This is a genomic window from Agrococcus versicolor (genome assembly GCF_039531815.1).
Classification (GTDB): Bacteria; Actinomycetota; Actinomycetes; order Actinomycetales; family Microbacteriaceae; genus Agrococcus; species Agrococcus versicolor.
Map to the genome: position 1 here is coordinate 484,832 of NZ_BAAAQT010000005.1, position 26,272 is coordinate 511,103.

At 72.0% G+C, this 26,272-nt stretch carries 26 protein-coding genes; 6 read left to right on the top strand and 20 right to left on the bottom strand.

What is annotated here, in order from left to right; genetic code table 11:
- Positions 1-129 precede the first annotated feature (129 nt).
- Entirely contained in the window at positions 130-2,943 is a 2,814-nt protein-coding gene (locus ABD249_RS05125) for a helix-turn-helix transcriptional regulator (RefSeq protein ID WP_344341104.1), read from the top strand.
- Between the two features lie 4 nt (positions 2,944-2,947).
- Here ABD249_RS05125 and ABD249_RS05130 read toward each other — a convergent pair whose 3' ends face one another.
- The gene (locus tag ABD249_RS05130) at positions 2,948-4,867 is read right to left on the bottom strand and encodes a LuxR C-terminal-related transcriptional regulator (protein ID WP_344341107.1); all 1,920 of its coding nucleotides are present in this window, start codon (positions 4,865-4,867) and stop codon (positions 2,948-2,950) included.
- Positions 4,864-5,913, bottom strand: coding sequence for an Hsp70 family protein (locus tag ABD249_RS05135; RefSeq protein ID WP_344341110.1), 1,050 nt, complete (start codon positions 5,911-5,913; stop codon positions 4,864-4,866). Before ABD249_RS05135 ends, ABD249_RS05130 begins: the two co-directional genes overlap by 4 nt.
- 267 nt (positions 5,914-6,180) lie before the next feature.
- Between ABD249_RS05135 and ABD249_RS05140 the strand changes: the two genes are divergently transcribed.
- From ABD249_RS05140 to ABD249_RS05150, 3 genes are all read left to right on the top strand, one after another.
- Positions 6,181-8,787 (top strand): IniB N-terminal domain-containing protein, encoded by a 2,607-nt coding sequence (locus tag ABD249_RS05140; protein ID WP_344341113.1) that lies wholly within the window; start codon positions 6,181-6,183, stop codon positions 8,785-8,787.
- An 89-nt stretch (positions 8,788-8,876) separates the two neighbouring features.
- On the top strand, positions 8,877-10,724 hold the full coding sequence (locus ABD249_RS05145) for a dynamin family protein (protein WP_344341116.1): 1,848 nt from the start codon (positions 8,877-8,879) through the stop codon (positions 10,722-10,724).
- Positions 10,721-12,253: a dynamin family protein gene (locus tag ABD249_RS05150; RefSeq protein WP_344341118.1), complete on the top strand. Its 1,533-nt coding sequence runs from the start codon at positions 10,721-10,723 to the stop codon at positions 12,251-12,253. The genes ABD249_RS05145 and ABD249_RS05150 overlap by 4 nt, the downstream gene beginning before the upstream one ends.
- Here ABD249_RS05150 and ABD249_RS05155 read toward each other — a convergent pair.
- Together ABD249_RS05155 and ABD249_RS05160 are read right to left on the bottom strand one after the other, a co-directional pair.
- Positions 12,177-12,767, bottom strand: coding sequence for a hypothetical protein (locus tag ABD249_RS05155; protein ID WP_344341121.1), 591 nt, complete (start codon positions 12,765-12,767; stop codon positions 12,177-12,179). The genes ABD249_RS05150 and ABD249_RS05155 overlap by 77 nt on opposite strands.
- Complete coding sequence (locus ABD249_RS05160; RefSeq protein WP_344341123.1) at positions 12,764-13,537, bottom strand: DsbA family protein; 774 nt, start codon at positions 13,535-13,537, stop codon at positions 12,764-12,766. The genes ABD249_RS05155 and ABD249_RS05160 overlap by 4 nt, the downstream gene beginning before the upstream one ends.
- 169 nt (positions 13,538-13,706) lie before the next feature.
- Between ABD249_RS05160 and ABD249_RS05165 the strand changes: the two genes are divergently transcribed.
- Positions 13,707-14,111 carry a hypothetical protein gene (locus tag ABD249_RS05165; RefSeq protein WP_344341125.1) on the top strand — a complete coding sequence of 135 codons (405 nt, stop codon included), beginning with the start codon at positions 13,707-13,709 and terminating at the stop codon, positions 14,109-14,111.
- A gap of 36 nt (positions 14,112-14,147) precedes the next feature.
- Positions 14,148-14,582, top strand: coding sequence for a hypothetical protein (locus ABD249_RS05170; protein WP_344341128.1), 435 nt, complete (start codon positions 14,148-14,150; stop codon positions 14,580-14,582).
- Here the strand turns inward: ABD249_RS05170 and ABD249_RS05175 are convergent.
- Genes ABD249_RS05175 through ABD249_RS05250 form a run of 16 tightly spaced genes read right to left on the bottom strand, consistent with a single transcriptional unit; the run spans position 14,579 to position 26,145 of the window.
- Positions 14,579-14,926, bottom strand: a complete 348-nt coding sequence (locus ABD249_RS05175) for a hypothetical protein (RefSeq protein WP_344341130.1) — start codon at positions 14,924-14,926, stop codon at positions 14,579-14,581. The genes ABD249_RS05170 and ABD249_RS05175 overlap by 4 nt on opposite strands.
- Positions 14,923-15,633, bottom strand: coding sequence for a M23 family metallopeptidase (locus ABD249_RS05180; protein ID WP_344341133.1), 711 nt, complete (start codon positions 15,631-15,633; stop codon positions 14,923-14,925). The genes ABD249_RS05175 and ABD249_RS05180 overlap by 4 nt, the downstream gene beginning before the upstream one ends.
- Before the next feature lie 2 nt (positions 15,634-15,635).
- On the bottom strand, positions 15,636-16,235 hold the full coding sequence (locus ABD249_RS05185) for a hypothetical protein (protein ID WP_344341135.1): 600 nt from the start codon (positions 16,233-16,235) through the stop codon (positions 15,636-15,638).
- Between the two features lies 1 nt (position 16,236).
- Positions 16,237-17,409 (bottom strand): hypothetical protein, encoded by a 1,173-nt coding sequence (locus tag ABD249_RS05190; RefSeq protein WP_344341137.1) that lies wholly within the window; start codon positions 17,407-17,409, stop codon positions 16,237-16,239.
- Positions 17,406-17,786, bottom strand: coding sequence for a hypothetical protein (locus ABD249_RS05195; RefSeq protein ID WP_344341140.1), 381 nt, complete (start codon positions 17,784-17,786; stop codon positions 17,406-17,408). Before ABD249_RS05195 ends, ABD249_RS05190 begins: the two co-directional genes overlap by 4 nt.
- A 7-nt stretch (positions 17,787-17,793) precedes the next feature.
- A complete protein-coding gene (locus tag ABD249_RS05200; protein WP_344341142.1) occupies positions 17,794-19,035 on the bottom strand; it encodes a hypothetical protein in 1,242 nt (413 codons plus the stop codon).
- Position 19,036: 1 nt separating this feature from the next.
- The gene (locus ABD249_RS05205; protein ID WP_344341144.1) at positions 19,037-19,561 is read right to left on the bottom strand and encodes a hypothetical protein; all 525 of its coding nucleotides are present in this window, start codon (positions 19,559-19,561) and stop codon (positions 19,037-19,039) included.
- A gap of 3 nt (positions 19,562-19,564) precedes the next feature.
- Positions 19,565-20,011: a hypothetical protein gene (locus tag ABD249_RS05210; RefSeq protein ID WP_344341147.1), complete on the bottom strand. Its 447-nt coding sequence runs from the start codon at positions 20,009-20,011 to the stop codon at positions 19,565-19,567.
- A 4-nt stretch (positions 20,012-20,015) separates the two neighbouring features.
- Positions 20,016-20,390: a hypothetical protein gene (locus ABD249_RS05215; RefSeq protein WP_344341149.1), complete on the bottom strand. Its 375-nt coding sequence runs from the start codon at positions 20,388-20,390 to the stop codon at positions 20,016-20,018.
- Positions 20,387-20,974 carry a hypothetical protein gene (locus ABD249_RS05220; RefSeq protein ID WP_344341151.1) on the bottom strand — a complete coding sequence of 196 codons (588 nt, stop codon included), beginning with the start codon at positions 20,972-20,974 and terminating at the stop codon, positions 20,387-20,389. The genes ABD249_RS05215 and ABD249_RS05220 overlap by 4 nt, the downstream gene beginning before the upstream one ends.
- Before the next feature lie 24 nt (positions 20,975-20,998).
- Positions 20,999-22,639: a hypothetical protein gene (locus ABD249_RS05225; protein ID WP_344341154.1), complete on the bottom strand. Its 1,641-nt coding sequence runs from the start codon at positions 22,637-22,639 to the stop codon at positions 20,999-21,001.
- Positions 22,640-22,641: 2 nt separating this feature from the next.
- Positions 22,642-23,718 carry a phage portal protein gene (locus ABD249_RS05230; RefSeq protein WP_344341156.1) on the bottom strand — a complete coding sequence of 359 codons (1,077 nt, stop codon included), beginning with the start codon at positions 23,716-23,718 and terminating at the stop codon, positions 22,642-22,644.
- A gap of 42 nt (positions 23,719-23,760) precedes the next feature.
- Positions 23,761-25,314, bottom strand: a complete 1,554-nt coding sequence (locus ABD249_RS05235) for a hypothetical protein (RefSeq protein ID WP_344341159.1) — start codon at positions 25,312-25,314, stop codon at positions 23,761-23,763.
- Positions 25,311-25,625, bottom strand: coding sequence for a hypothetical protein (locus tag ABD249_RS05240; protein WP_344341162.1), 315 nt, complete (start codon positions 25,623-25,625; stop codon positions 25,311-25,313). Before ABD249_RS05240 ends, ABD249_RS05235 begins: the two co-directional genes overlap by 4 nt.
- Positions 25,622-25,813 (bottom strand): hypothetical protein, encoded by a 192-nt coding sequence (locus ABD249_RS05245; RefSeq protein ID WP_344341165.1) that lies wholly within the window; start codon positions 25,811-25,813, stop codon positions 25,622-25,624. The genes ABD249_RS05240 and ABD249_RS05245 overlap by 4 nt, the downstream gene beginning before the upstream one ends.
- Positions 25,810-26,145 carry a hypothetical protein gene (locus ABD249_RS05250; protein WP_344341168.1) on the bottom strand — a complete coding sequence of 112 codons (336 nt, stop codon included), beginning with the start codon at positions 26,143-26,145 and terminating at the stop codon, positions 25,810-25,812. The genes ABD249_RS05245 and ABD249_RS05250 overlap by 4 nt, the downstream gene beginning before the upstream one ends.
- Between the last annotated feature and the right edge of the window lie 127 nt (positions 26,146-26,272).

Here is a 26,272-nt window from a genome sequence, read left to right on the forward strand (position 1 = left end):
AACACCCCAGGACATGACCTCGAGAGCGCTCGATCGGCCCGCGTCAACCCCGCATCCTCTCGGCCAACATGAGCATTCTCCACTTACACTGCGGGCAGGCCACGAGCCTGCCGAAGAGGGCGAGGAGACATGACCGCAGCATCCGGAACGACCCTCAAGCCCGCGTCGTCGGCACGGCCCGCGTACCGCGGCTTCGCTCGCGAGGCCCTCGAGCGCGGTCTCGAGCAGCACGGCATGATGCTCGTCGTCGAGGGGCTGCCCGGTGCGGGCAAGACCTTCCTGCTGCGCGACCTCGTGCAGGCCGCCATCGCCGCGGGCGAGCGCACCGCCTTCCTCCGCGCCGACGAGATCGAGCGCAACGAGTCGTACAGCTTCGTCGAGCGCTTCGTCGCCGGCCTGCGCATCCCCGACTGGTACCTGGCGCCCTCGGCGCAGGACGATCCCTTCGCGATCGGCCGGGAGTGCGTGCAGCGTCTCATCGGCGGTGCCGCGCCCGCGCTGCGGCTCATCGTCATCGACGACGCGCAGTGGATCGACCCCCGCTCGCAGCGCGTGCTGCGCTACCTCATCCCGCGGCTCACGCGCAGCGGCGTCGTCCTCGCCTTCGGCACGCGGACCCCGCACGAGGGCGGTGGCTTCGGCGAGTTCCTCGCCACCTCCGCCGACGAGGATCCGCTCGACGAGCTGCACGAGCTCGAGCCCCTCACGGTGCAGGACATCGCCGCGCTCGTGCTCGAGCGCCACGGCGCCGGCATCTCGATGCATACCGCCGAGCGCATCCTCGCCGAGACCGAGGGCTCGTTCCTCGCCGTCGACAGCATCCTCTCCGCGCTCACCGAGAGCGAGATCGCGAAGCTGCACCTCGTGTGGGACGCACCCTTCACGGCGACCGCAGGCGGCAGCGACCCGCTCGTGCACCGCTTCGAGCAGCTCGACGAGCCGACGAAGCGCACGTGCGAGATCGTCTGCCTCGCCGGGCACGAGCTCACGCCCCAGATGCTCAGCACCGCCGCGAAGGCGCTCGGCGAGGCCGTGAGCGTCGACGAGGCCGTCGACGCCGACGTCCTCAGCGTCGCCGGCATCGGGTCGAGCATCATGCCCCGGCACGCGCTCATGGCCCGCGCCATCGGCGAGACCGTCGCGCCCGACCGTGCGAAGGCGATCTACCGGGCGCTCGCGGCCGCGACGACGGGGCACATCTCGCTGCGGCACTCGCTGCGCGGCGAGACCGAGCTCGGCGCCGAGCTGCGCGAGCGCGTCGACGCCTACGTCGAGGGCGCTGCCGAGCGGGGGAGCCTCGCGGCGGCGAGCGAGGTGCTGCGCGACGCGCTCGCCGCGGCGACCGACCCGGCCGACCGCGAGCGGCTGCTCCTCGACCTCGCGCTCGTGCACATCGAGTCGAAGACCGGGTTCTTCGTGCTCGACCTCCTCGACGAGATCGAGCAGCTGCCGCCGAGCATCGTCCAGGAGTTCGTCTCGCTCGTCATCGGCGCGCACCGACCAGGCAGCGAGCTGCCGCTCGATCGCGCGAGCGCGCTCATGGCGGCGGAGCCGACCGGCCCGGACGATGCAGCCGTGCAGGGGTTCTTCGCCTTCATGGCCGTCATGCTCACGATGCGCACGGGCGACCACACCATGGTGCGTCCGCTCATCCAGCACGCGCGCGGCCTCATCGCCCGCGCCCCGGCGGACGTCGCGGAGCTGACCCGACCCCGACTCGGCTTCACCGTCGCGCGCGAGGGCTACCTCCTCATGCTCGACTGCTTCTGGATGGTGCAGGACCAGTTCGCCGCCGACATGGACGCCGTGCGCGCCGCGGTGCCCGGGCTCATCGAGCGCATCCAGCGCCTGCCCGACCAGCCGCTCAAGGTCGACGCGCTCGTGACCGTCGCAGGCGCGACGATCGCCGACGGCGACCTGCGCGCCGGGCGCGCGCTCGCGAAGCAGGGCGTCGACATGCTCGACCACGTCGGCGAGCCGTGGGCGGCGGGCACCGCCCGCCTCATCTACACCGACTGCCTCGTGCTCGAGGGCGACTACGCCGAGGCGGCGGAGTTCATGGCCGTCGCCGAGCAGTACCTCTACATGGCGCTCGACGTCGAGACCCGCGTCACCTGGGCGGCGCTGCGCGTCTTCATGGCCGCCGTCACGGGCGACGCGCACGCGGATGCGCAGCTCGCGCAGGCGCGACGCCAGCGCTCCATCCGCTGGGAGGGCTACGCCCCCGACCAGACGCTGCTCGCCGAGTGCGAGGTCGCTCGCGCCGCCGGCGATGCGGAGGGCGTGCTCGCCGTGACGTCCGACGACGCGACCGAGCGGCTCACGAACACGCGCCACGGCTACCTCACCTACCGTGCGCACGCGCTGCTCGACACGGGCCGCGTCGAGGAGGCCGCGACGCTCATCGATCTCCTCGCGCACTGGCGGGGCATGCGGTGGCAGGAGTACTGGGGCGCCATCGCGTGGCTGCGGGCTCGGCTCGCGCAGGCGCAGGGCGACCTCGAGGGGGCGCGCTGGCACTTCGACGTGGCCATCGAGCAGGACATCCCCGCCCTGCCGCGTGCGCTGACGCTGCTCGACCTGGGACGGCTCCTCATCGAGACCGGCGAGGCCGAGGCCGGCGCCGTGCAGGTCCGCGCGGCGATCCGCCTGCTCGAGCGCATCGACGCGAGGGCATACCTCCCGCGCGCGCAGCGGCTGCTCGACGGCGAGGCCGAGCACGCAGCCGTCGGCGGCCTCGGACGTCTCGCGCTCCTCACCGAGCGCGAGCGGCAGATCGCCGAGCACCTGGCGAACGGCCGCTCGAACAACCAGATCGCCGAGTCGCTCGTCGTCTCGATCACGACGGTGCGCTCGCACGTGTCGAACGTGCTGCGGAAGCTGCGGCTCACCTCGCGCGGCGAGGTCGCCCGCATCCTGCGCAGCGGACAGGGGAGCCGCTAGCGGCTCAGGCCCGGCGGTCGCCGCCCGCGAGGATGTCGTGGAGGCGCTCGAGCAGCTCTCCACGGCTGCTCGCGCCGAGGCGAGACCGGATGCGCGCGACGTGGTGCTCGACGGTCTTCGGCGAGATGAAGAGCCGAGCGCCGATCGCGCGGTAGCCCTGGCCGTCGAGCACGAGCCTCGCGACCTCCTGCTCGCGCGCCGTGAGCGCCGAGGACTTCACCTCGCGCGTCGTCTCGCGCTCGTGCTCGTTGCTGATCGAGCGCGCGAGCTGCATCATCGACAGCGCCGTCTCGCGCTCGGGATGCTGCAGCGCCGCCTGGCCGGCGAGCCGCGCTGCGTCCCAGACGTGGCCGACGGCGGCGAGCGCACGCACGCTCGCCTCGACGGAGTCGAAGTCGGCCTCGCGGCGCAGGACGCTGAGCCAGATCTGCCCCGCCTGCGCGAGCGTCGCCGCGTACGGGCTGATGCGCTCGGCCCGCACGAGCGCATTCGCGTGCGGGATGAGGGCTGCGGGGTCCTCGGCCTGGAAGGCCGCCTGCACGCCGTGCCAGCTCACGGACGCCGACCAGGCGATGGGGGAGTCGAGCCGCTCCATCGCCGCCACCGCCGACGTCGTCATCTGCCGCATGCGGTCGGCGTCGCGCAGCCGCGCGGCGACGACCATCATCTCGCCGAGCGGCAGGAGGTCGTAGAGCGTCATCTGCAGCCCGAACGTGAGCGCGCGGATCTCGCGCCAGGCGTCGCGCATGCCCGCGGAGTCGGTGCGGCGCCTCGCGATGCCCGCGATGAGGCACCAGTGCAGCAGCAGGTCGCGATCGCACAGCGCCTGGCGGCTGCCGAGGTCGCGCAGCCTGGCCTCGGCCGCATCCATGCGGCCCTGCACCATGAGCGCCCACGAGATGAGCAGCAGGTGCCGGCGGCGCCCGCTCTCGCCGCCCATCTCGGCGCGCAGCGCCCGCTCGAGCAGCAGCTCGGCCGTCGCCGGCTCTCCGCGGCCGATCGCGATGAGCGCGGCGAGGGCTGCGGGCGTCTCGAACATCACGACGCCGGCGCCGAGCGGCGCGAGCGTCGAGACCGAGCGAGCGAGCGCGTCGAGCGCACCGTCGCCCGCGCCCTCGACGCTCAGCAGGAGACCATCGGCGAGATCGGCGAAGCCCGCGTCGCGGCTCGTGAGCGACGCGGCGCCCATCGCCGCACGCCACCGCCGCGCCTCCTCCACGTCGCCCCGGCCGATCGCGGCGACGACGGCCCACACGGCGTCCGTCCCCGCACGACCGCGACCGGCGTGCTCGAAGAGCGCCGACGCCTGCTCGAGCCGGTTGCCCTGCATGTGGGCGCCGGCGGCGAGGATCGCCGCGCGAGCGCGCACGGCCTCGGACGCCGAGCCGAACAGCGGCTCGGTGAGGGCGAGCACCGCGTCGGCGCGCCCGCGGCCGGCGGCGTCGGCCGCGCGCAGCAGGGCGACCTCGGACTCCGACTCGCCGCGGGCGCGCACGACGAGCGACAGCGCGGCGAGCAGGCCGGCATCCTCCTGGCGATCCCCTGCGGCGCGCACGAGCAGCCGGAGGAGCGCTGCATCGTGGCAGCCCGCCTCGGCGAGCGCGACGAGGGTCGCGGGCCGCGCGCTCGTGCCCGACTCGAGCTCGGCGAGGACCTGGTCGAAGAGCTCGCGCAGCTGCGCATCCGGCGCCTCGGCGATGATGCGCGCCCCGGCGGCGGCGTGGAGGTTGCCCTCGTGGAGGTGCACCCTGCCCTCGGTCATGAGCGCGTCGAGGTCCTCCTGCACCGCCTGCCGCGACCGCATGAGGCGGGCGGACAGCTCGAGGGCGCTGTGCGGGCTCGACGCGGCGACGTGCAGCAGCAGCCGACGTCGCTCGTCTGCGCGGTCGTCGACGCCCGCCGCGTCCGCATCGTCGCGCGTCATGGCTGCGCCGAGTCCGTCGTGTCCTGGCTCGATCGCCGACCGGCGTCGCGCCGCGCACCGGCTCGACCCAGCGTCCGCACGGAGCGTGCGAGCCGCTGCCAGCGCGGCACGCGCGCATCGCGCAGCAGCGCCGCGAGCACGAGCGGCGCCCCGTGGACGGCGGTGCGCTGCGGATCGGCGGGCACGATGGCCTCGACGCCCAGATCCGCGGAGAGCCGCTGGCTGACGGCCGGCATGCTCGCGAGCCCACCGGTGAGCAGCACGGTGTCGACGTCGTCGGGCGTCTGCTCGAGCGCCGTGCGCACGAGGCCGACCACGGCATCCGTCCAGTCGCTCGACAGCTCCTCGAGCTCGCTGCGCAGGAGCCGGATGCGCCGCGTCGTGCCGAAGGGCTCGGAGTGCAGCGACTGCGCGACGCTCGTCGAGAGGGCCTCGCGCGCCGCGCGGCATCGCGTCAGCGCGTCGCGGGCGGCGGCGACGAGCGCGGGCGCCTCGCGGTCGATGCCCTCGTCGAGGTCGTCGAGTCCGCGCAGCACGTGCTGCAGCACGGCGACGTCGAGCAGATGCCCGCCCTCCTCGAGCACGGGCGCAGGGCTCAGCAGGGCCGTCGGACGCGTGCGGCAGTCGCGCACGACGACGACGCTCGTCTGCATCGAGCGCAGGCTCAGCACGGCGACGGTGCTCGGCAGCCGGACGCCCTCGGCGGTCGCCTGGGCGACGGCGGCCTCGGCGTCGTTCACGAGCACGGCGACGACGCCCCTGGCCTCGAGCGCTCGAGCGACCCGCGACCTGGCGTTCGGAGGCCACCAGCCGGGCACCGCGAGGGCGATGGGATCCTCCGCCGAGGTCGCCAGGCCCTCGAGCGCCTCCTCGACGACCGCCGCGTAGACGGCGGCGACGGGTTCGAGCTCCGGCCGGTCGCCGTCGAGCCGCACGAACGGCTCGTCGACGGCGACGCGATGCAGCAGGTCGAGGGGCGCCGTCTCCGCCTCGATGGGCGTGGGGGACGCGTCGCTCCTGCGGACCGTCGTCGCCCCGACCTCCATGCCGACCAACCGAAGCTCCCCCCGTGCGATGAGCCAACCCTAGTGAGCGGCATGAGGCCGGATCAGGGTCTCGAGGTGGATCCGTCGAGCCCGGATCCCCTAGTGCATCCCCTAGTCATCCTCCGTCGCGAGGGATGAGGACGGCCGGTCGCTAGGGACCCAGGCAGGGGCATCGCCCCCGACGTGCGGCGGGGGACGCCGCTCATATGGTGAGCAAACGTCACCCACCGCGCATGTGGTCGAGGTGCAGTACTTCAAGGAGCGATCATGTCCACCACCACCGAACTTCTGCGGTTCATCCTCGAGCTGCTCGCAGACCCGATGCGCGCCGACTCGTTCAGCGCCGACCCCGAGGCCGTGCTGTCCGAGGCCGGCCTCGGCGACGTCTCGTGCGCCGACGTCGACGCCATCACGCCCCTCATCGCGAACTCGGCGCCCGGCGCCGTCGCCCTCGCGTCGGCCGGCGGCAGCGGTGCCGCCGCCGCGGCCATCGCGCCCGCCGCGATGATCAAGCAGCTCGTCACGAACGTGAGCAACTTCGAGAACAGCGGCCTCATCCAGAACATCTGGTCCGACGGCGACGTCAGCCAGGTCTTCGCGAGCGAGGGTGGCCTCGCCGTCGGCGGCGACCTCGTCACCGACGACCCGATCGTCGTGGGCGACGGCAACGTCGTCGCGAGCGACACCGCGCAGGCCGCGGGCCGCGACATCATCCAGAACCAGGGCGACGGCAACATGGTCCTCGGCGGCGACCAGACCGTCGTGCAGGACGGCGGCGTCATGGCCGGCGGCGACGCGCTCGCCGAGGGCGACAAGGTCGGCGGCGACAACAACGAGGCCGAGAACACGGGCAACGACAACTCGATCGGCGGCGACCAGAACAACGCCGAGAACACGGGCAACACCGTCGGCGGCGACCAGAACAACGCCGAGAACACCGGCAACGCGACGGACAACTCGATCGGCGGCGACCAGAACAACGCCGAGAACACCGGCAACGCGACGGACAGCTCGGTCTCGGTGGGCGGCAACCAGTACAACGCCGAGAACACTGGCAACGACAACTCCGACAACTCGGACAACTCCGACAACTCGGACAACTCGGACAACTCGGACAACTCGGACAACTCCGACAACTCGACGACCGTCGGTGGCAACCAGAACCAGGCCGAGAACTCGGGCAACGACAACTCGGACAGCTCGGACAGCTCGACGACCGTCGGTGGCGACCAGAACCAGGCCGAGAACTCGGGCAACGACAACTCGAACAACTCCGACAACTCGAACAACTCGGACAACTCCGTCGACGTGGGCGGCGACCAGAACAACGCCGAGAACACGGGCAACGAGACGGACGCGTCCATCACGGTCGGCGACGTCAGCGTCGACCTGTCGGACAACTCGGACAACTCGGACAACTCCGACAGCTCGACGACCGTCGGCGGCAACCAGAACCAGGCCGAGAACTCGGGCAACGACAACTCGAACAACTCGGACAACTCGAACAGCTCCGACAACTCGAGCGACACGGACACGTCGATCGTCACCGACAACTCGGTCTCCGTCGGTGGCGACCAGAACAACGCCGAGAACACCGGCAACACCACGGACGCCTCCCTGACGGTGGGCGACGTCGACCTGTCGGACAACTCCGACAACTCGATCGACACCGACAACTCGCTCACGGTGGGCGACGTCGCGGTGGACCTGTCGGACAACTCGGACAACTCGAACAACTCCGACAACTCGATCGACACCGACAACTCGCTCACGGTGGGCGACGTCGCGGTCGACCTGTCGGACAACTCGGACAACTCGAACAACTCCGACAACTCGAACAACTCCGACAACTCGAACAACTCCGACAACTCGATCGACACCGACAACTCGCTCACGGTGGGCGACGTCGCGGTGGACCTGTCGAGCAACGACGACAACTCGGTCGACACGTCGACGAACACCTCGATCGTGACCGACAACTCCCTCACGGTCGGCGACGTCGACAACTCGATCGACACCGACAACTCGCTCACGGTGGGCGACGTCGCGGTGGACCTGTCGAGCAACGACGACAACTCGGTCGACACGACGACGAACACGGTGAACGACAACTCGCTGTCCGTGGGCGACGTGGCCGTGGACCTGTCGAGCAACGACGACAACTCGACCGACACGACGACGAACACGTCGACCGTGACGGACAACTCGATCGACACGACCCTCGAGGTGGGCGCGGTCGACCTGTCGACCGACAGCTCCATCGGTGGCGACTACTGGGCCGACGGCTCGAACGTGGGCGGCATCGGCAACACGGAGACGCGCACGACCGACTCGGGCAACACCGTCGCGATCGCCGACACGACCGACAACTCGGTCACGTTCGGCACCCTCGCGGTCGACCTGTCGACCGACAACTCGGTGGGCGACGTCGACCTGTCGAGCGACGAGTCGACCACGGTCGGTGGCAACCTGAACCTCGCCACCAACACGGGCAACGTCACGGCCGTCGACAGCTCGACGACCACGGGCGACCTCGACCAGTCGGTGGACGCCTCCGTGGGCGACGTCGACCTGTCGACGACCGTCGTCACCGACCTGTCGACCGACACGACGACGGACCTGTCGACGGACACGACGACGGACCTGTCGACCGACACGACGATCGACGCCTCGACGACGACCGGGGACTTCGCCCCCGACCTGTCGACGACGACCGCCGAGTACACGTACACGGTGGAGGACACGAGCTCGAACGACTTCGTCGACCAGTCGGTCACCTACGGCGACTACTACGAGACGGGCGCGGCGACCACGGTCGTCGAGGCCCCGGTCGAGGTCGTCGAGACCAGCTACGACTACACCTTCGGCTCGTAGGCACCGACTCGCATCGGCCGCTGCGCGGGGACGTCGCCGACGTCCCCGCGCAGCGGTCTCCACCCACCGCCGTGCCGAAGGAACCCCGAATGCCCGCATCACTCTCCGTCGAGACGGCCGCACCCCTCGCCTCCGCCGCCGATCGCCTCCGGCAGATCGCCGCGAGCACCGTGCGGCCCGACCTGCTCGGACGCATCGATGCCGCCTCGCGCACCCTCGCCGACGCGACCGTCCGCGTCGTCGTCGTCGGGCAGTTCAAGCAGGGCAAGAGCTCGCTCGTGAACGCCCTCGTCGCCGCCGACGTCTGCCCCGTCGACGACATCGTCGCGACCGCCGTGCCCACCGAGGTGCGCTGGGGTCAGCAGGTCTCCGCCGCCCTCGTCACCACGCTGACCGAGGATGCGCGCACCATCCGCACCCCGATCGCCCCCGACCAGCTCCGCCGACTCGTCACCGAGCGCAGCGGCGCCCCCGGCGCCATCGGCACCCTGCACGCCGAGGTCACCCTGCCGCGCGCCGCGCTCGCCGGCGGCCTCGTGCTCGTCGACACCCCCGGCGTCGGACGCGGCAACGCCCGCGCCGCCACGAACCTCACCCTCCTGCCCGACGCCGACGCGATCGTCATGGTCTCCGACGCGACGCAGGAGCTCACCGACCCCGAGCTGCGCTTCCTGCAGCAGGCAGCGGCGCTCTGCGGCCGCGTGACGTTCGTGCTCAGCAAGCACGACCTGCAGCACCAGTGGCGCAGCATCCACGACGCCGACCGCGAGCACCTCGCCGACGCCGACGTCGACGCCCGCATCATCCCCACCTCCGCCTTCCTGCACAGCGTCGCGCTGCGCGACCAGACGCCCGGCAGCCGCGAGCGCTCCGGCATCGACCAGCTCGCCGCGCACCTGCAGGGCCCCGTGCGCGCCGACGTCGTGACGCAGCGCCAGCTCGCCGCGGCCGAGGAGATCGTCGCCGTCGGCCGCCTGCTCGCGATGGTCGCGCAGAGCGAGCTCGACGTGCTGCTCGACCCCGCGAGCGGCGGCGTCGTCGTCCACGACCTCGAGCGTGCGCAGAAGACCGCCGAGCAGCTCACGCAGCGCTCGGCCCGCTGGCAGCAGACGCTCGCCGACGGCGTCGAGGAGCTCATCGCCGACGTCGACTTCGACCTCCGCGACCGGCTGCGCAAGGTCGGCCGCGAGGCCGAGCGGCTCATCGACTCGAGCGACCCCGGGCGCTCGTGGGAGCAGATCGGCGCGTGGCTCGCCGACTCGGTGACGCAGGCCGTCTCCGACAACTTCGTCTGGGCGCACGAGCGCAGCCTCCACCTCGCGGGCGTCGTCGCCGACCACTTCTCGCTCGACGGCCGCGCCGCGCTGCCCGAGCTCTCGCTCGCCGGCACCGACCAGGCCCTGCGCGCAGTCGGCGGCCTCGACTTCATCGGCTCCGGCAGGCTCGGCATCGGCAAGAAGCTCATGATCGGCCTCAAGGGCTCCTACGGCGGCGTGCTGATGTTCGGCCTCATGACGTCGCTCGCGGGCATGGCGCTCGTGAACCCGCTCTCGCTCGCCGCGGGCCTCGTCGTCGGCACGTTCGCCTACCGGCAGGACGCGCAGACGCGGCTCGACGGCCGCCGCGCGGAGGCGAAGGCCGCCGTGCGCCGCCTCATCGACGAGGCGATCTTCCAGGTCGGCAAGGAGGCGCGCGACCGCTCGATCTCGAGCAAGCGCGTGCTGCGCGAGCACTTCGTCGGGGTGGGGGAGAGCTTCAAGCAGTCGCTCGCCGAGTCCGTGCGCCTCGCGAAGCGCGGCGCGGACATGCCGAAGCCCGAGCGGCAGCTGCGCGTCGAGCGCCTCACCGCCGACCTCGCCGAGCTGCGCGCCCTGTGCGAGCAGGCCGCATCGTTCTCGACCGCCCACGCATCCGTCGCCCTGAGGAGCGCGTCATGAGGGATCCGATCGAGTCGGCCCGCGAGCTGCTCGTCGAGGCGCGCGACCTGTACGCGCTCGTCCCCGAGGCGCGCGACGAGCTCGCGCTGCTCGAGGCCCGCCTCGACGAGCCGCTGCGCGTCGCCCTCGTCGGCTCCGTGAAGTCCGGCAAGTCGACGCTGCTCAACGGCCTGCTCGGCGAGCGCATCGCGCCGACCGACTCGCGCGAGTGCACCCGCATCGTCACCTGGTACCACTACAGCCGGGCTCCGCGCGTGCAGGGCAGGCTCGTCGGCGGCGAGACCGTCTCGATCCCGACGCGGCGTCAGCCCGACCGGCTCGAGCTCGACCTCGCCGGCCTCTCGCCGACGGAGGTCGAGCGTCTCGACGTCTCGTGGCCGGCGCCCGGCATCCAGGGCATCACCCTCATCGACACCCCGGGCATCGCCTCGGCGTCGCACGACATCTCGAGCCAGACCGACCGGTTCCTGCTGCCCGAGCACGGCGCCGCGGGCGCCGACGCCGTCGTGTACCTGCTGCGCTCGCTGCACGAGTCGGACATCGAGTACATGAAGGCGCTCCACGAGCGCACGCGCCACGGCAGCGCGGCCATGGGTGCCATCGCCGTGCTGTCGCGCGCCGACGAGCTCGGCTCCGGCAGGCTCACGGCGATGTTCTCGATCAACGAGGCCGTGCACCGCCTGCGCGAGGATCCCGCGCTCACGGGCGTGTGCGAGACGATCGTGCCCGTCGCGGGCCTCATGGGCATGGGCGCGATGACGCTGCGGCAGACGGACTTCGCGACCCTGCGGCAGCTCGCGACCCTCGACGACGAGCAGGCGCGCCAGCTGCTCGTGAGCGCCGAGCTCTTCATCACGGCCGCGGAGGAGGGGCTGCCCTCCGGCAGCGTGCGCGCCGACCTCGTCGAGCGATTCGGCATGTACGGCATCCGCATCGCGATCGCCGCCGTGCGCGGTGGCGTCGCCGACGCGGAGGACCTCGCCGCCGAGCTGCTGCGTCGGAGCGGGCTCGAGGAGCTGCGCCGCACGATCGACGTGCACTTCGCGCAGCGTCAGCCCGACCTCAAGGCCTACTCGACCGTGCTCGCGCTCCACCAGCTGCTGCGGGCGACGCCCGTGCAGGGCTCGGACTGCCTGCTCGTCGCCGCCGAGGAGCACATGGCCTCCGCGCACGCCTTCACCGAGATGCAGCTCGTCGGTCGCATCGCGAGCGGTCGCCTCCACCTCGCCGAGGATGCGATCCACGAGCTCGAGCGGCTCGTCGGCGGTCGGGGCGCGAGCCACCACCGTCGCCTCGGGCTCGACGCCGCGGAGGAGCCGGACACCGTGCTCGCGGCGGCCGTCGAGCACCTGCGCCGGTGGCGCTCGTTCCGCGAGAACCCGCTGCTCGATCGGGCGACGAGTCAGGCGTGCCGCATCGCCGAGCGCAGCTGCGAGCGGATCATCTCGGAGCTCATGGAGCAGCAGCTGCGATCGGGATCGATCGAGGAGCCTCTCCCTGCCGCAGCCACCGCGAGGCTCGAGGCGTGAGCAGGAGGACGAGCGCGACGACCGCGGACGCCACGACGACGCCGCCGAGCACCGTGCTCGTCGCCGCGTCGCCGGCGAGCAGCAGCGCGACGAGCGTCACGGGGATCTGGACGACGGTCGCGACCGCGTAGACGATGCGGGCGAGCGACGTGCGGGCGACGACGATCGCGCGCATCGCGAGCAGCTGGGCCACGACGACGAGGGTGCCGAGGCCGGCGACGACGCCGAGCATGATCGACGCCGCCGACTGCTGCGTCGCCTCCTCGTACTCCGTGCGCAGGTCCTCCGGCAGCGCGTCGACGAGCGAGAGGCGCAGCGAGTCGAGGTCGAGCGCGCCGAGCGCGACGATCGTCAGCCATGCGAGCGCGGCGACGATCGCGAGCACGAGCGCGACGAGCATGCGACGAGGGCGGGGGATGAGGTCCTCCGCGGGCAGGCTCGACGAGAACTGCGGGCGCTGCGGCGCCTGCCTGCGCTCGGCATCCCACGACGGCGTGGCGGCGTCGTTCGTCATCCGGCGGCCGCCGCGGCGTCGACGGCGTACTGCAGCTCGGCGGGGCCAGGCACCGTCTCGCGGCCGTCGGAGAGGCGCACGACGTTCACGTCGCCGATGCGCACGGTCGGCGTCACGCTCACGTCGGCGGCGAGCGCCTCGTCGATCGCGGCGTCGAGCCACGGCTCGAACTCGCGATCGGCGACGCAGTCCTCGATGCCCGTCGCGCCCGCCTGGGCGGCGAGCTCGAGCAGGCGCGCGTCGCTGAGGCCCGCCCCGCCGTGGGCCGGCTGCTCGTCGAGCAGCAGCCCGTGCATCGTGACGTAGGCGGGCACGCCCGCGGCGTCGGCGACGCACACGGCGGCGTTCGCGGCGCGCTGCGCGTACTCGTCGGTCGTGGCCGAGACGAGGAAGACGATGGGGCGGTACTCGACGCTGATGGCGCCGGCCGCGACCTGCTCGGCGAGGTACGTGCCGCTCTCCTGGTGGAACGCCCGGCACGACTCGCAGAGGAAGTCCTCGTAGAGCGTCACCGCGACGGGCGTCGCGGCCGCGTCGGGCGGCGCGAGCAGGAACCCGTGCGACTCGGTGGCGTGCTGCGGGGTCGCGATCGTCTCGGGATCCTCGCCGCTCGGGAGCAGCTGCGCGACCGTCACGCCGCCGACGGCGACGACCGCCACGACGATGATGCCGATGACCCAGGCGAGCGCTCGTCGCCGCGGATCCCCGTGGCGGTGCTCGTGTCGGATGCGGGCGGCCAACGCCTCGCGATCCGAGGTGCCATCCTGCATGTCGCGCCCCCCGTCCGCGAGAGTAGCAGCCGCGGACGGCCGCCGAGCGCACGTCGCCGAGACGGTCGCGCGGCGCACCCGGCACCGGGTCGGCACGCGCGAGCGAGCAGCCACCGTGCTGTGGACAGCGGCCGACGCCGAGCCCGGCGGTGTGCTGGGATCGCGTCCCATGAGCCGAGCCGTCGTCGCCATCACCGAGCTCGTCCGCGACCGCGTGCGACGCGACGGCATCGACCTCCGCGGCGGCGGCGACCTCGCCGATCGGTACGTGCGCGACGCCGTGCGGCACTACAGCGAGCGGGCGCTCGGTGGTGCGCATCCCATGCTCGACGACGAGCAGGCGGCGACGCGCTCGGTGCTCGCCGCCATCACCGGATACGGGGTGCTGCAGCCGTACCTCGACGATCCCGCGGTCGAGGAGGTGTGGGTGAATCAGGGCACGCGCGTCTTCGTCGCGCGCGGCGGCACGAGCGAGGAGCTCGACGTGCGCCTCACGCCGCACGAGACGCGCGACCTCGTCGAGCGCATGCTCTCGACGACGGGCCGCCGCGTCGACCTGTCGATGCCGCGCTAAAGACACTCGCGGGGTGCTAAGTCGTAGCATCCACTCATGGATGATCCGTTCGTCGCTCTCGTGGTTGGGCTGCTTATCGGCTGGGGCACGCTCGGCGTCGCGTGGTTCGTGCGCGACGTAGTGCTGCCGCGGGTACGTCGATCCCGCGAGCCCTCGGACGCGCCGCTCGAGGTTGTCGTCGAGGGTGACCAATGGCGCGTCGACAACATCTTGAAGGACCGGCACCTGCTCTCGGTGCAGGCGGCGGCACGCGACATCGTGACGGGCACGCCGACCCAGTTCCGCGAGGTAGCGATCCTGCTACCCGGACCGCCGTCGCCGTTCGAGTTCTATCAGCCCCTGCCGCCGGGGTCGAAGGTCGAACTGACGTGGGTGACCGTCGACCGCGGCGCGAGGTCGACGACCCTGCACAAGGGCAAGGTCGTGACGAACGCGGACGAGACTCACTACCGGGTGCAGCCGACCCGTTAGGGCTCGGGATCGGGCTCGACGATCGGCTGCACGGCTGTTGCGATGGGCTCGCCGGTGTCCGGGTCGAGGCCGTTGTCGAGGGCGACACGGCGCAGACGCTGCACCTCGTCGTCCATGGCGGTGAGGCGTCCGTTCGTCTGCTGCTTCACCTCGTCCACCTTGTCGTTCACGACCTTGAGGCCGCCGACCGTGACGGCCGCGGTGGTCGCCAGGCCGAACATGGTGAACACGAAGTTGCCCCACGTGGCCTGCGCCTCGGGGTTGAGCCAGTGCACGATGATGCCGCCCGCGAGGCCCACCGCGGCGAGCCCGACGAAGGCCAGGATGATGAGGGTGCGGTTCACGAGCCCGCCCCCTTGCCGGCGGCGATCGCCGCGTAGAGGTCGCGCAGGCGGTACGCCTCGGCCGCGCCGACGGGGCGCACCGTGGGGCGGTAACCGTGGTTCGTCTCGTGGGCGTCGAGCTGGTACTTGAGGTGGTCCTCGGACGGCACCCGCGCCCAGCCCTTCGCACCGTGGCCGGTGAGGATGTCGACGACATTGTGCTCGGGGTGGCCGGGCTGCTGCACACGGATCCATGCGGTCACGGTGGCGCTCCTTCGGATGGGTCGGGGGTAGTCGGCCGGCGCGAGCGCGACGGCCTTGGATGCCTGCGAGTCGATGAACGGCTTCGGGTCGACGCGGCGGCCGTTCTCCCACAGCTCGACGTGCACGTGGTTGCCGGTCGACAGGCCCGTGGAGCCCATGACGCCCAGCACCTCGCCCTCGTGCGCGTGGTCGCCCGCGAGGGCGTAGGAGGCCAGGTGCCACAGGTCGACGCGGCGCGTGGCCTTGTCGCCGACGAACACGCCGAGGGCGCCGTACTGGTCGCGCACGCGCACGATCGGACCGGCGATCATGGCGCACAGCGGCACGCCGTCCTTCCCTCGGACCTCGGGACCGAAGTCCGCGCCGAGGTGGAACGCCGGCGTCTTGCCGGCCTTCGTGGCGATCGGGTCGCGCGCGCCCCACCCGGAGGTGAACACGATGCGCTCGGGGCTCAGGCGTGCCATGGCTACATGCCCTCGTAGCGCGTCACGATGAGCTCGGCGGTCGCGTTCGCGGTGCCGCCGGTGATCTTCTCCGTGCGGAACCACACGCGCGTCGCGGTCGAGAACTTGATGCGGTTCACGACCATGCTCGCCGTGAACGAGCCGATGCCGCCCCACGAGGACTCGCGCAGGAGCGTGCCGCCCGAGGCAGCGTCACCCGTCGAGAGGCCGACCCACATGCTCATGGTCGATCGGCCCGACGTGTTCGCCGAGTAGGTGCCGAACAGGTCGAAGCCGTACGTGCCGGCCGGGAACAGGAAGCCGCCGTTGTCGACGCCCGACGTCGAGTACGAGTAGGGGAACGGGTTCGGCGAAGCCGCCGCGGTGTCCTCCAGCGAGCGCGCCAGGAAGTAGCGGCTCGGGTTGTCGCCGATGCCGTTGCGCGTGAGCTGGAACTTCCGCATGCTCTGGCGAGCGTTGAGGTCGAGGGCGCTCATCTCGCCGCGCAGCGCGAGCACGGTGTCGCGCACGCTCGTGGACAGGAGGTTGAGCGTGTCGACCATGGGGAAGTCGGGCTCGCCCCCGTCGAACAGGTAGATGCCGGTCGCGGCGTCGATGCCCATGTCATGCCTCACTTTCGAGATAGGTCGTCGTGACGTCGCCCGACGGGTACGAGTAGACGATCGACTGGGTGGCGAGTGCCGCCTCGGCGTCGGTCAGGTCGCGGAACGGGGCGGCGTTGGCGACGATCGGGCGGGTGACCGTGACCATCCGGCGGAAGCGCCGCATGCGCTCGATGCGGGCCTCGGCCAGCGCCGGCACCGCCGTCGTGTGCAGGTCGCGCTGCTCGACGAACGCCCGTCGCATGAGGCGCCAGTCGCCGTGTGCGTTGGCGAACTCCCACACGTCGGGGCGGTCGAGCGCCGTCTGGTCGACCCACTGCACAGCCACCGCGTCGGCGTACTGGTTCATGCCCTCGAACGCCGTCTCGACCGAGCGGGTCGCGGTGATCGAGGTCGCGCCAAGGCGCTGCGCCGTCGCCTGCGCCGGCGTCGCTGCGATGTCGCCGCTCACCTGCTGGAAGCCGATCTGGTTCGTCTCGGTGTCGATCACGTAGCGCCAGCCGGGCACGTCGGTGCGTACCTTGTTGAGCCACGTCCACGCGTTCTCGCCGGTCGCCCACGGCTCGACCGCCTCGCGGAAGGCGTAGCCGCTGGTCGGGTTGCGCAGCGTCTCGGACAGCCACAGCGGCAGGCGGAACGTGCGGAAGAACTCGCCCCACACGTCGTCCAGCGTCCACAGGAACGTCGGTGCGGCGGGGCGCGGCATCCACGGCGGGCCGAAGTTGACGAGCTCGGTCAGGAGGAAGTCGGCCGAGGCGAGCGTGACCTCCATCGTGCCGGCCGTCTCGTCCACCGTGACGTCGGTCACGAACAGGCGGAGGCGTCGCACGCGGCGGGTGGTCGCGGGGATCGCCGCGCCGAGGTAGGCGGGGCTGCTGGCCTTGTTGCTCCAGTCGAGGGTCGCCAGGCTGCCCGGTGAGGTACCGACCGCCGGCTTGGCGAACGCCGCGAGCTTGCCCGTCGCGTACGCCTGGTAGCGCGTCTCGACGACGACCTCGGAGCGCGTGAACGGGTCGAAGCGGTTGGCCTCGGCCCACGTGCCGAAGGGCACCGTGAGCCGTGCCTGCACCTGCGGGTTGCGGGTGTCGTCGACCGTGATCTGCCCGTCGAGCACGGGCAGCGCCGCGGGCGCCCCGACGGGCGTCACGGTCCAGTCCCACACGCGGCCGCTCATGCTGCCGTCCACTCGGCCGAGACGAGCCACACGGCGCCGCGGACGTCGTGCACGCGCTCGAACGTGACCTGGCCCGTGACGAACCACTGCCAGGTCGAGGTGCCGCCGACGGTGCCCGAGAGGTAGTGCCGGGCGCCGGTGGCGAGCGACGCCTCCAGGGCCTCGGCGCGGGCCTGCGCGGTGGCGCCGCGGAGGGCGAACTGGAACGTGCCCGTGCGCGGCCCGTGCGGGCGCACGACGACCGAGACGCCGCCGGTGGGGATCGGGTGCACGGTCGAGCGCGACTCGCGCGTGCCGGCGAAGCCGAGCACGGCGTCGACCTCGACCACGAGCGTGGGCGTGGTCGAGGCTCGGTAGATGAATCCGTCGGTTGCCATGGTGCTCCTAGACGGGGATCGCGATGCCGCCCTGCGTGCGGGCTCGAATCTGGAGCTCGACGGAGGGGCGGCTGCGGATGTAGGCGGCGACGGACGACGAGTTGACCGGGCCGGTGGTGACGTTGATCGTCGAGTTGCCGTCAGGCAGGTTGTTGATGTCCTCGGCCACGTTCGACACGTCGAGCACGGCCTGCCCCGTGTCGGCGTCGACGGTGACCACGGTGCCGTCGGGGAGCGCGTAGACGGAATCGCCGAACTCGTTCGTCGACTGGGTGGCGCCGTCCGTGTTCTGCGCCATGAGGATGAGGGTGTCCGAGTAGGTCGCGGCGCCGATCGTGCCGTTCTCGATCTCCTGGTTGATCGCGTTCAGCGCCTCCTGACCGTTCACGAGCTCCTGGTTGGCGCCCTGCTGCACGAGCGACACGTTCCCGTAGGCGTCGGTGTACGCCCCGGACGTGCCCACCGCCTCCTCCTGGCGCTCGTTCAGGCTCGCCTGCGCGGCGTCCAGTGCCCACGTCTCGCCGGTCATGGCGGCCACGGACACGGCCGTCGAGACGCCCCACTCGCGGGCGTTGTCCTGCGCCTCCTGCCACCGCTCGGGGTCGGTGATGATGTCCTGCGCCATGGCGGCCTGCGTCGAGGCGTCGAGCACGGTCGCGCCCGCCTCGATGAACGCCGCGGCCCACTCGGCCGCACGCTCCTTCGAGAGCTCGGCGGCCTCGTTCGCTGCGTCGAAGCCGGCCGTGACGAGGCCGATGCCGGCCGCCGCGGCGATGCCGGCGACGGCGCCCGCGGGACCGAAGCCACCGAAGGCGTTCGCGGCGATCTCCTGGAAGGCGTCGCCGATCGACTCGGCCGAGCCGTCGAAGGATGCGGCGGACTCGCGCGCGGTTGAGTTGGCCTCGTCGCGGAACTCGTTCACGCCGTCCGACGCGCGGCGCATGCCGTCGTGCATGTCGTCGCCGGCGTCCTTGCCCTTGCGCCCGAGGTCGCGTGCGGCGTCCTCGGCGCGGCCGAGCTCGTCGCGCACATCGTCGATCGAGCGGGCAGCGTCGTCGAACTCGCGCTCGGCGTCCTTGGCCGCGTCGCCCATGTCGTCGAACGAGCTCGCGCCCTCCTCGCCCGCGTCGGAGGCGTCACGGGTGAAGTCGTCGATGACGTCGCTCAGGCCCTCGAGCGCGCGCTCGGCGTCCTTCGTGCCGGCCTGGAACCGGCGGGCGTTGAGCGCGAGGTCGACTTCCATCGCCATGTCAGCGCCTCCCCTCGAATGCCTCGTAGACGGTGCGGATCGCCGTCTGCGACCACAGCGCGGCGAAGCGCGGCGTGAGGTCGTTCACGGTCGGGAAGAACGCCCAGCCGCGCTGGCGCCGCTTCGGCATCTGCGCGGTCGTGTTGCGGGTGACCGAGTGCGTCTTGCCCTTGACCGAGCGGCGGCGGTACGTCGTCTCGCGCGCAGCGTGTGCGCCGAACTCGACGCCCTTGCCGAGCGCGTTCGGCACGAGCCCGCCGGACAGGGCGCGCACCGAGCCGGCCGTCGACATGCGGATGTTCTGGTCGCTCGCGGCGATGCGCGCCCCGCGCACGAGCACGGCCGACGACAGGCGGGCCTGGTTCGAGTCCGCCGCCCGCTCGGCCATCTGCTTCGTGAACTCGGGCGCGAGCTTCGCGCGGATCGTCTGGCGAACCTGCTTGCGCACCTCGGTCGGGGCGGAGCGCAGCGAGAGGATCGCGGCCTGCAGCACCCGCGACCTCTCGACGTCGATCCGCCCCGGCATGGCTCAGGCCAGGCTCGTGATGAGCGCCGGCTTGCCCTGGCACTGCAGGGTGACCGAGCCGACGGCCACCGAGTCGACCGTGCCGCCGACCGCGCCGGACTGCAGCGTGACCGTGACGCGGAACGCGGGGTTCGCCGCCGAGACGGCGGCGCCGTTGTTCGGCAGGAACGTCAGCACGACCTCGGCGCCCGAGTTGTCGAACAGGTAGCGCGACAGGCTCGTGGCGGCGGTCCAGTCCTGCGCGTACGCGAGCGTGGCGACCCACGTCTCGGCGCCGGGGAAGTTGAACACGGCCTCGGGGTTGAGGCCCTTCCGCGACACCGTGCTCGACGAGGGCGTGAGCTCGACCTGCGAGAGCGCCTTCTCGAAGTCGCCGACGTCGGTCGCGCCGGACTTGATGTTGACCTTCACGTTGCGAAGCACGATCGGCTTCACGTTGATCTGCACCATGGGGCTAGTCCTCTCGGGAGGTGATGACATGCACGGGGACGTCCCATGCGAGGGTCTGGGTGTCGGGGTCGAGCACCTTCTCGGCCTCGTCCCACGCGGCGCCGAGGTGGTCCTCGATCACAGCGAGGAGGTCGGGGAGCGCGTCCTCCAGGTCGCGCTCGGCGCGGGCCTGGTCGGTCAGGTGCGAGGTGACGCGCACGAGGAGCGTGTGGTCGTAGGCGCCCATGGACGCCTCGGCCAGCCGGCGCACGCGCTGGTTGCGCACACGGACCGTGATGCGGTCGATGACGTCCGAGCCGTTCTCGTTGTCGACCACGCGCCACGCCTTCGGCAGGTGCTCGGCCAGCACTCGGGCGACGTACTCGCGCGCGGCCTTCATGCGACGACCGGCCGAGTGCGGGGGCGGAGCATCTGCTGCACCGTCCAGTCGAGCGGGTACACCGTGACCTGGAATCCGTCGGCGCCCATCGTCGAGGCACCGGGGTCCGTGCGCGAGGCGTTCCACACGTTGCGCGCCTGCAGGAGCTGCGCCTGCCGGTAGCGCAGCGGCACGGGGGCGCCGAGCGGGAGGACCGGCGCGTACGCCTCGCACTGCTCACGAGCGACGGCGAGGAGGTCGAACAGGCGGGCGTCGTCCTGCGGCGCACCGTCCCAGTCGTGCCGGGCCGAGTCGATCGTGTGCCACTGCGCCGTGCGCTCCTCGACGGGGATGCGCACGAGGGGCATGGCGCGCGAGACGCCCGGCCCGGTCAGCGACACCTGCAGCACGAAGACGCCGGCGAGGTCGAGGAGCGGGAGGTAGACGCTCAGGCCCTCGGCGTCGAGCACCGTGTTCAGCACGAGCAGGTCGCCGTCGGGCGTGATGAGGTCGCCGGCCGCGTGGGTGAAGCCGTCGAACGAGGGCAGGGACGACGACTCGACCGGGACGGTGCCCGGCGTGTCGTAGCGGTAGAAGTGCGCCATGTCGTCGTCCCTGCCCTGAGTCGCTTACGGGGTGTCGGCCGTGCCGATGAGGGCGAAGGACGAGGGGCGGTCGACGAGCGTCTGCAGGTAGCCGACGGTCGCGCGGTCGACGCCGCCCTTCGCCACGTCGAGCGCGTCGAACGTGACCGGCGTCGTGCCGAGCTCGGAGAACCGGATGCCCTGCTTCGAGCCGACGAGCACAGCGGGCGAGTCGTCGATGCCGATGTCGCCACGGACGACTCGGAAGCCGTCAGCGACGCCCTCGCCCTTCGTGCCGAAGTCGAAGTTGACGAACTCGGGGATGCGCTCGTGCCCGGCGTACAGCGCCTGGCGCCACGCGGCCCGGTTCATCACGGCGAACGTCGGGGTGTCCTCGGCGTCCTCGATGTGCTCGATGCCCTGGATGAGCATGCCGAGCGCGGCGGGGTAGTCGGACGGGTACGTGTCCGCGGCGACGGGGGCACCTGCCGCGGCGACGATGTAGGCGAGTGCGTCCGCGTCCGTGAGGCGTGCGTAGGACTCGACCACGCCCCTCCACCATGCAGCGATGACCTCCTCGCCGCCGGGCAGGTCGAAGAACTCGCGAGCGATGTCGGCGCCGTAGGCGTACTTGTCGAGCACGCTCGTGACGAGCGAGGTCGACGCGGTGCCCGAGGGGATGGGCGCCTTGTTGCCGGCCCACTTCTGCACGAGCGCCGTGCCCTGGTCGAGCACGAAGCCCTTGGCCTCCATGGCCGCGATCGAGCCCTGCGTGCCCAGCGTGATGTACTTCCGCTGGTACGCGCGGCCTCGCCAGACCTCGCCGACCCACGCCGGCTGCAGCACGCCGGTCGCGGGCAGCGCGCCCGTGCCGGTGATCTTGATGTCCGAGAGGGCGGCGAGCATCTGCTCGGCCTCCTCGCGCGCGGCACCGTGGCCGTGGAGGGCGATCGTCATGGCCGAGAACACGGCGTTGGCGCCGGCCTCCTCGGCACGCTCGATGTCCGCCGGGCTGGCGGTTGCGGGTGCGACGGCGGATGCCATGGTCGCCTCCTCTCCTGCCGCCGGGGCGGCCTCGGGGTTCTCGTCCTCGGCAGGGGCCGGGACGTAGCGGGTGGTCGCACCGTCGGCAGTCGTCACGGTGACGTCCTCGGGCGCGGTGTCTGCGGCGAGCTGCACGTGGTCGCCGTCGGCGGTCGTGGACTCGACCTCGACCTCGGGCTCCTCGTCGGCCTCCTGCACGTCGCCGAGCGCGAACAGGCCGGCCGAGGCGAACGCGCCCTCGGTCACGATCGCGGCGCCCGTGAGCGAGGCGGCGACGGCGAACGCGCCCTGGCGGACGATGCCCTTGAGCTCGGCCGAGAGGCGACGCTTCGAGGGGTCGGCGAGGTAGGCGTCGCCCTCCTCGGTGTCGGCGATCGCGAACTCGGCGACGATGCCGGCGGGCGTCGACTCGAGCGAGGTCGCCCGGCCGATCGGCTCGAAGCGGTCGTGCTCGAGGTTGAGCGTGACGATCGAGGGATCGCGCGGCAGGCGCACGGTGCCCTCGGGGAACGTGATCGGGGCGGTGCCCGACGCGCTCACGCGGGACTCCTCGCCGTGCGGCAGGAGGAGCCCGCGCACGGTGCGGGGGCGCTCGGCGACGACGGCGAACAGGCCGGCCTCGGGGGTGATGGTGTCGGTCATGGTCAGTCCTCCGTCGGGACGCCGGTGGGCGCCGGCGCCGGGGTGTCGAACGCGGACAGGTCGAAGCGCACACGCTGGCCGCGCGGCACCACGTCGTCCATGGACAGGCGCTGCTGGATGGGCTCGAGCCAGAACATGAGGTCGCGGTAGAACCGGGACGTCTCGCCCTCGGCGTTGCGGTACGTCATGGACTCCTCGGCCACGCCGCCGTCGAGCATCGCCACGGGGATGCCGACGTGGTTCGCGATGTCGATGCGCACCGCGTTGCGGGCGTCCTGCAGGAGCGCCTGCGCGTCCGTGCCGGGGGTGTCCATGACGAGCGTCGGGGGCAGGTAGCCGACCGCGCCGCCCTCGCCCCGGCGTGCGTTCCTCCACACGGCGAGGACGTCCTGCGCCTCCTCGACCGTGAGCGCATCCGACGAGCCCGCGCCCGTCTGGTGGCGGATGACGGTCAGGGGGATCGGGTTCTGCGCGCGGTCGACGTACGCCCGCTCGATCGCCTGCGCCGCGCGCAGCGTCTCGCGTGCGTCGCGCAGGAGGCCGCCGGTGGGACCGTTAAACAGAAGGACGTCAGCGGCGTCGACCGGCTCCATGGGGGAGCCGGGTGCGAGGCGCACCTCGATCTTGCCGGCGCGAATCTGCCAGGCGTCGAAGGGCACTCGCACCGCGTCGAGGATCGGGCCGTGCACGGACCCGCCGGTGCGCGCGCCGCGCTCGACGGCCCACAGCGAGACGCCGTGGAACACGAGGTCGTCGATCGTCCAGGCCATGCGGTCGTACGGGTTCTCGACGACCTGGCCCATGCGGTGCAGGAAGGACGGCTGGCGCTTCACGGTGCCGGTCGCGTCGAGCGCGACGAGCGGCAGCGGGGCGCCAGCCCCGATGATGAGATTCCGCGACCGGGCGACGGCGGGAATCTGGATGGCGGACTCGCGTCCGAGGGGCAGCTTCGAGAGCTCGAGCCCCAGCGCCTCGGCGATCGCGACGGCCGGCGAGAGGGACGTCTCGGACGCCGCGAGGGGGGACGCGAGGCCGGTGCCAGTCGCGTCCCCCGAGCCGAAGATTCCGCGGAGGTCCATCACTCCATGGATACCCGCAGGGGGTATGGCGTGGTTACAGCCTCAGTCGAGCACGACCGAGAACCGGCGCGCCGCCTTCGGGGTCGCGTCGTACAGGCGCAGCGCCATGGACGCGGCCTCGACGGCGACGATCTGCGCCTCGGGCGTGGGGCGGCCGAACGCGAACGCGGACTGGTCGCCGCGGCGCGAGGCGACGAGCGCGGCGTCGGTCAGCGCCGCCTGGCCGAAGTGCACGAGCATCCCGCGGTGCACCTCGCGCACGAGGAGCGCGGCGGCCGTCTGCACGTTCATCCACGACTGCGGGTGGAGCACGGTGCGCTTGCGCGCCTGCGCGACCTTCTCGACCTCCGTCTGCACGGTGCCCTTCGAGTCGTGCCCGATCGGCACGCGCGGGTGCTTGTCGGCGTAGCCGTTCACGCGCTCGGGGAGCCACGCCTGCCCGGGATCGTAGGCGAGGAGCCCGACGATCGCGCGGCCGTCGTCGCCGCGCCAGGCCGCGGCCATGCACGAGAACGCCTGGTCGTGGCTCACGGCGAACGCGACCGCGTGGTGCTCGGGCGGCGTCGGAAGGGGCGTGCCGGCCGGCGCCTCGCACGCCTCCCACTTCGCCGGGTTGATGATGCCCGAGCTCGTCGCGTCCAGGCCGAACTGGCCCAGGTACTCGCGCATGAACCGGGCCGGGCCCATGGCCTCGTACGCCTCCTCCATGATCTCGAGGTCGGTCAGGCCGCACGCGACGCCGGGGTGGTACGCCTGCAGGAGCGGCGCGACCTGCTCCCACGTCTCGACGTCCTCGAGCGTGAGGTCGACGGGCACGCCGTAGAACACGGCGCCGTAGCGGCGCTTGCCGTCGCGCGCCTTCCGTTGCACGTCCCATAGGAGCTGCCCGTCGCGGAACGTGGCAGGCGTGCCGGCGACGACGAGCTGCGCCGTGGGGCGCGTGTCCATCGTCGGGATGATCGCCTGCAGGAGCATGGCCGTGCCGTCGGCGCTCGCCTCGCCCGCCTCGTCCACGAGTGCGAGGTCGAACGCCTCGGATCGGAACGCGTCGCCCTTCGGCGGCAGGATCATGATGCGCGAGTCGGTGTCCTCGAAGTGGATGCCCTCGAGGCCGTTCGACTTGATCGTGCGCAGCGTCGTGCCCGTGCGCTCGGCCCACCGCTCGAGGCGCCCGAAGATGTCCGACTTGAATCGCTGCGCCGCCTTCGTGCCGGTCGTGGCGAACGTCAGGGCCACACGGTAGCCGCGGCGCTCGAGGCACCGCCCGATCGCGAGGCCGTACGTCGCCTCGGACTTGCCCGAGCGGCGCGGCTCGTCGACCGCGACGAATCGGTAGAGCATCCGGCCTTCGACGCCGGTCGAGTCGATGACGCGCTGCACGTCGGCCTGCTGCGGGTGGATGACGTCGAATCCCAGCGCCTGCATGCCCCGCTCGAACTCGTGCCGCGTCCCCTCGTAGCCGTGGGCGTGCGAGAGGAATCCGGGGCCCGGATCGGTCGGGGAGGGGCTGCTTCGGGAGCCATAGGCGGGGTGGTGCCGATCGCTCAAAAACGCGGACTCGATCGCGTTCGCGCCGTCCGTCGGCGTCTCGTTCACCACGGCAGCATCTCGGTCGAACGCTTCGCGCGTGCTGCCCGCTTCGCGTTGCCGTACCTCGCACCCGCGCGCTGGTTGCACGAGCGGCCCTTCTGCCCACCGTGCGAGGTGCCCACGTTCCAGTCCATGAGCGCGAGGTGCGGGTGGCTGTCGCGCCCGAGGCGGTGACCCACCTGCCACCGATCGCCGGGCAGCACGGGCCTGCCACAGTCGAGGCAGACGGCGGTGCCCGCGTCGACCTGCGCCTGCAGCACGGGGCGCATGCGGCGCACGAGGGCGCCCCACGCTGCGGTGCGGTGGAAGGCGGTCACGGCGTGCTGCTGTCCTCGGGCGTCACGGCGACGAGCGTGTGGAAGTAGCCGACCTCGCCGCCTCGGTGGGCGAGGGCGTACCCGTCGACCCACTCCAGCTCCTCGTCGCACACGTCGCACACGAGGGTGCGCTCGACCGCTTCGATCGTCTGCGCCTGCTCGTCGGTGTCGATCTGCTGCTCGGTCATGCGGTCGCCTCCTCGGGCGTCGGGGTGGTCAGGTGCTCGAGCGGGCGCCTGGCCTGGCGCCATGCTGCGACCGAGTGCGGGTTGCACAGGCCATTGCGTCGGGCGAGCTGGGAGCAGCCGTCGAGGCTGCACGGCCGGGGCAGGGCGGGCGGGATGACGTACCCGCGGTGGCTCATGCGGTGGTGCTGCCGTGCGCCCACCTCGGCGTCCTCGCGTGTGAGGTGCAGGTCGACGCGGTGGCACAGGTCGCACTTCCACAGGGCGGTGAGGTCGGTCGCGTCGATCCAGCACCGCGTGCCGTCGAGATAGGTGGGGTCGTTGGGGTTCGGCATGATGGCCTCCTGCTGATGCAGTCATACCCCATGGGGGTATGACGATGGTTCTGCTGCTGTTCCGCCCTGGAGGTGTCCCGCTGTCCCACCCCTAGGGGTGTGTGACAGCGGGACACTCCTTCCGATG

What these genes read in the sequence shown, in the direction of transcription:
- ABD249_RS05125 (WP_344341104.1), top strand. Translation starts at nt 130, where the DNA reads ATGACCGCAGCATCCGGAACGACCCTCAAGCCCGCGTCGTCGGCACGG.
- ABD249_RS05130 (WP_344341107.1), bottom strand. Translation starts at nt 4,867, where the DNA reads ATGACGCGCGACGATGCGGACGCGGCGGGCGTCGACGACCGCGCAGAC.
- ABD249_RS05135 (WP_344341110.1), bottom strand. Translation starts at nt 5,913, where the DNA reads ATGGAGGTCGGGGCGACGACGGTCCGCAGGAGCGACGCGTCCCCCACG.
- ABD249_RS05140 (WP_344341113.1), top strand. Translation starts at nt 6,181, where the DNA reads ATGTCCACCACCACCGAACTTCTGCGGTTCATCCTCGAGCTGCTCGCA.
- ABD249_RS05145 (WP_344341116.1), top strand. Translation starts at nt 8,877, where the DNA reads ATGCCCGCATCACTCTCCGTCGAGACGGCCGCACCCCTCGCCTCCGCC.
- ABD249_RS05150 (WP_344341118.1), top strand. Translation starts at nt 10,721, where the DNA reads ATGAGGGATCCGATCGAGTCGGCCCGCGAGCTGCTCGTCGAGGCGCGC.
- ABD249_RS05155 (WP_344341121.1), bottom strand. Translation starts at nt 12,767, where the DNA reads ATGACGAACGACGCCGCCACGCCGTCGTGGGATGCCGAGCGCAGGCAG.
- ABD249_RS05160 (WP_344341123.1), bottom strand. Translation starts at nt 13,537, where the DNA reads ATGCAGGATGGCACCTCGGATCGCGAGGCGTTGGCCGCCCGCATCCGA.
- ABD249_RS05165 (WP_344341125.1), top strand. Translation starts at nt 13,707, where the DNA reads ATGAGCCGAGCCGTCGTCGCCATCACCGAGCTCGTCCGCGACCGCGTG.
- ABD249_RS05170 (WP_344341128.1), top strand. Translation starts at nt 14,148, where the DNA reads ATGGATGATCCGTTCGTCGCTCTCGTGGTTGGGCTGCTTATCGGCTGG.
- ABD249_RS05180 (WP_344341133.1), bottom strand. Translation starts at nt 15,633, where the DNA reads ATGGCACGCCTGAGCCCCGAGCGCATCGTGTTCACCTCCGGGTGGGGC.
- ABD249_RS05185 (WP_344341135.1), bottom strand. Translation starts at nt 16,235, where the DNA reads ATGGGCATCGACGCCGCGACCGGCATCTACCTGTTCGACGGGGGCGAG.
- ABD249_RS05190 (WP_344341137.1), bottom strand. Translation starts at nt 17,409, where the DNA reads ATGAGCGGCCGCGTGTGGGACTGGACCGTGACGCCCGTCGGGGCGCCC.
- ABD249_RS05195 (WP_344341140.1), bottom strand. Translation starts at nt 17,786, where the DNA reads ATGGCAACCGACGGATTCATCTACCGAGCCTCGACCACGCCCACGCTC.
- ABD249_RS05200 (WP_344341142.1), bottom strand. Translation starts at nt 19,035, where the DNA reads ATGGCGATGGAAGTCGACCTCGCGCTCAACGCCCGCCGGTTCCAGGCC.
- ABD249_RS05205 (WP_344341144.1), bottom strand. Translation starts at nt 19,561, where the DNA reads ATGCCGGGGCGGATCGACGTCGAGAGGTCGCGGGTGCTGCAGGCCGCG.
- ABD249_RS05210 (WP_344341147.1), bottom strand. Translation starts at nt 20,011, where the DNA reads ATGGTGCAGATCAACGTGAAGCCGATCGTGCTTCGCAACGTGAAGGTC.
- ABD249_RS05215 (WP_344341149.1), bottom strand. Translation starts at nt 20,390, where the DNA reads ATGAAGGCCGCGCGCGAGTACGTCGCCCGAGTGCTGGCCGAGCACCTG.
- ABD249_RS05220 (WP_344341151.1), bottom strand. Translation starts at nt 20,974, where the DNA reads ATGGCGCACTTCTACCGCTACGACACGCCGGGCACCGTCCCGGTCGAG.
- ABD249_RS05225 (WP_344341154.1), bottom strand. Translation starts at nt 22,639, where the DNA reads ATGACCGACACCATCACCCCCGAGGCCGGCCTGTTCGCCGTCGTCGCC.
- ABD249_RS05230 (WP_344341156.1), bottom strand. Translation starts at nt 23,718, where the DNA reads ATGGACCTCCGCGGAATCTTCGGCTCGGGGGACGCGACTGGCACCGGC.
- ABD249_RS05245 (WP_344341165.1), bottom strand. Translation starts at nt 25,813, where the DNA reads ATGACCGAGCAGCAGATCGACACCGACGAGCAGGCGCAGACGATCGAA.
- ABD249_RS05250 (WP_344341168.1), bottom strand. Translation starts at nt 26,145, where the DNA reads ATGCCGAACCCCAACGACCCCACCTATCTCGACGGCACGCGGTGCTGG.